General features: G+C 70.8%; 2 protein-coding genes. Both read right to left on the bottom strand.

All coding sequences use genetic code 11. From position 1 onward, the window contains the following. Window positions 1–1,338 (bottom strand): beta-ketoacyl synthase N-terminal-like domain-containing protein (locus ABZ842_RS38725; RefSeq protein WP_361548551.1); only part of this gene is annotated, 1,338 nt, incomplete at its 3' end. Window positions 1,339–1,393: 55 nt separating this feature from the next. Beyond that, a partial coding sequence (locus ABZ842_RS38720; protein WP_361548548.1) for an SDR family NAD(P)-dependent oxidoreductase occupies window positions 1,394–2,926 on the bottom strand: 1,533 nt, incomplete at its 5' end.

Raw genomic sequence — 2,926 nt, 5'->3', positions numbered from 1 at the left:
GAACGACGACACCCCCGCCCGTCGCACGCGCTCCTCAGCAGGCCAAGCCACCGACTCCGTCAGCAGCCGCACCTCACCCGCCGACCAATCCACATGCGGCGACGGCTCATCCACATGCAACGTCTCAGGCAGCAGCCCGTGACGCATCGCCATCACCATCTTGATCACACCAGCAACACCCGCAGCAGCCTGCGTATGACCAATGTTCGACTTCACCGACCCCAACCACAACGGACGACCCTCCGCCCGCTCCTGCCCATACGTCGCAAGGAGCGCCTGCGCCTCAATCGGATCACCCAGCGTCGTGCCGGTGCCGTGCGCCTCCACCACATCCACGTCACCAGCAGACAGACCCGCGTTCGCCAACGCCTGATGAATCACCCGCTGCTGCGAGGGACCGTTCGGGGCGGTCAGACCGTTCGAGGCACCGTCCTGGTTGACCGCCGAGCCGCGCAGCACACCCAGTACTCGATGGCCGTTCGCCACCGCGTCGGACAGCCGCTCCAGCAGCACCAGCCCGACGCCCTCACCCCACCCCGTGCCGTCCGCGCCCGCCGCGAACGCCTTGCACCGACCATCGGCCGCAAGCCCACGCTGCCGACTGAACTCCACGAACGCACCCGGCGTCGACATCACCGCGACGCCACCGGCCAGTGCGAGTCCGCACTCCCCCGACCGCAGCGCCTGCGCCGCCAAGTGAAGTGCCACCAGCGACGACGAGCACGCCGTGTCCACCGTCACCGCAGGACCCTCAAGCCCGAACACGTACGCCAACCGACCCGACACCACACTCGCCGCGTTCCCGGTCAGGAAGTACCCCTCGCTGCCCTCGCCCGCGCGGTCGGCGAACACCCCGTAGTTCTGCGCGGAGGCCCCGACGAACACACCCGTGCTGGTGTTCCGCAGGGTGGACACGTCGATGCCGGCGCGCTCGATCGCCTCCCAGGAGCACTCCAGGACGAGTCGCTGCTGGGGGTCCATCGCCAGCGCCTCGCGCGGGCTGATGCCGAAGAACCCGGAGTCGAACTCGCCCGCTTCGTACACGAACCCGCCGGCCGTCGTGTGCGAAGCGCCGGGCCGGTCCGGGTCGGTGTCGAACAGCGCGTCCAGGTCCCAGCCCCGGTCCGTCGGGAAGTCCCCGATCGCGTCGCCGCCCGCGGCGACGAAGTCCCACAGTTCTTCCGGTGAGCTCACTCCGCCGGGGAACCGGCAGCTCATGCCCACGATGGCGATCGGGGCGTGCTGCTCGGCCTCCAGGCGCTCCAGGCGCTGGCGCGTCTCGTGCAGATCCGTGGTGACGAACCGCAGGTAGGAGCGGAGCTGTTCCTCGTTAGCCATTTCGTGGGGCCTTCCTCACAAGGATGATGCAGACGACAGGCGGGTCGGGGTGGTGTCAGGAGTGTTTGAACCGCTTGTCGATGAAGTCGAAGATCTCCTCGTCGCTCGCCGAACCGAGCTGTGCGCCCATGTCGTCGGCGTCGCGCGGGGTGCTTTCGCAGACGTCCAGGAGTTCCCGGAGCCGATGCGCCACCCGCTTCCGTACGGCGTCGTCCTCGGCGAGCCCCGCCAGCGTCTCCGCGAGGCGGTCGACGTCTCCGAAGACGCGGGTCGACGGGGGTACGTCAGGGGTCAGTCCGTACAGGTGGGCGGCCAGGTGTTCGGCGAGGATCCGCGGGGTCGGGTGGTCGAACGCGACCGTGGCCGGCAGTTGCAGGCCGGTCTCGGTGTTCAGCCGCTTGCGCAGCTCGACGGAGGCGATGGAGTCAAAGCCCATGTCCCGGAAGGCGCGTTCGGGCTCGATGGCGTCCGGACCCGAGTGGGACAGCACCCGTGCCGCTTCCGTGCGCACCAGCGTGGACAGTAGGTCGAGACGGTCGTCCGCGTCCAGCCCTTCCAGTCGGGACCGCAGGCCGGCCGCGGCGTCCGCGTCCTCGTGGTCCGTGCCGGCGGCGAGCTGCCGGGACTCGGGCAGGTCCTCGATGAGCGGTCGGCGCCGGGCCACGGTGAAGGTCGGTACGAACCGTTCCCAGTCCACGTCCGCCACGGCCACGAACGTCTCGTCCAAGGTCAGCGCCCCGTGCAGCGCCTCGACGGCCAGCTCCGGAGCCATCGGCCGCAGGCCGAGCCGGCTCAGGTGGGCGCCGACCTCGCCCGCGCCCATGCCCTCGCCGTCCCACAGCCCCCAGGCCACCGACGTCACGGACCGGCCGGCGGCGCGCTCGCGCTCGGCCAGGGCGTCGAGGTGTGCGTTGGCAGCGGCGTACGCACCCTGCCGGGCACCGCCCCAGACCCCGGCGTTCGACGAGAACAGCACCAGCCGCTGGAACGCGCCGTGGGCGAGGTGATTCGCCAGGTTCTCCGCGCCGAGGGCCTTCGCCGCGAGGACGTCATCCAGTTCGGCGGCGGTGAGTTCGGTGAGCGGGGCGTCCCGGGACACTCCGGCGGCGTGGATGACGGTGGTGACCGGCGGGTGGTCGGCGCTGCTCAGGACCGCGCCGAGCTGCGCGGCGTCGGTGATGTCGCACGCCGTGACCGTCGTGGGAGTGCCGTCCGCCGTCAGCTCTTCCGCGAGGGCGACGACGCCGGGGGCGTCGGGGCCCGAGCGGCTCAGCAGGACCAGGTGCTCAGCACCGTTCTCAGCCAGCCAACGGGCCAAATGCGACCCGATCCCACCCGTACCACCGGTCACGACGACGGTGCCGCTCGGCTTCCACGGCTCGCCGCCGACGGACGGCGCCGGCGCGTGGTGCAACCGACGCGCGAAGACGCCGGCAGAACCTATCGACAGCTGATCTTCTACGGGCTCCGCCAGCGCGGCGGCCAGTTGGTCGCCGGTGCCGGACTGCCAGACGGCGGGCACGTCAATCAGTCCGCCGTACTGCTCCGGCTGCTCAAGCCCGAACACCCGACCCAGACCCCACACCGC

It is taken from the genome of Streptomyces sp. NPDC047315 (assembly GCF_040643215.1).
In the GTDB taxonomy this organism is placed as follows: Bacteria; Actinomycetota; Actinomycetes; order Streptomycetales; family Streptomycetaceae; genus Streptomyces.
Note: the sequence above shows the minus strand (reverse complement) of the source record. Positions and strands in the feature narration are given on the sequence as shown.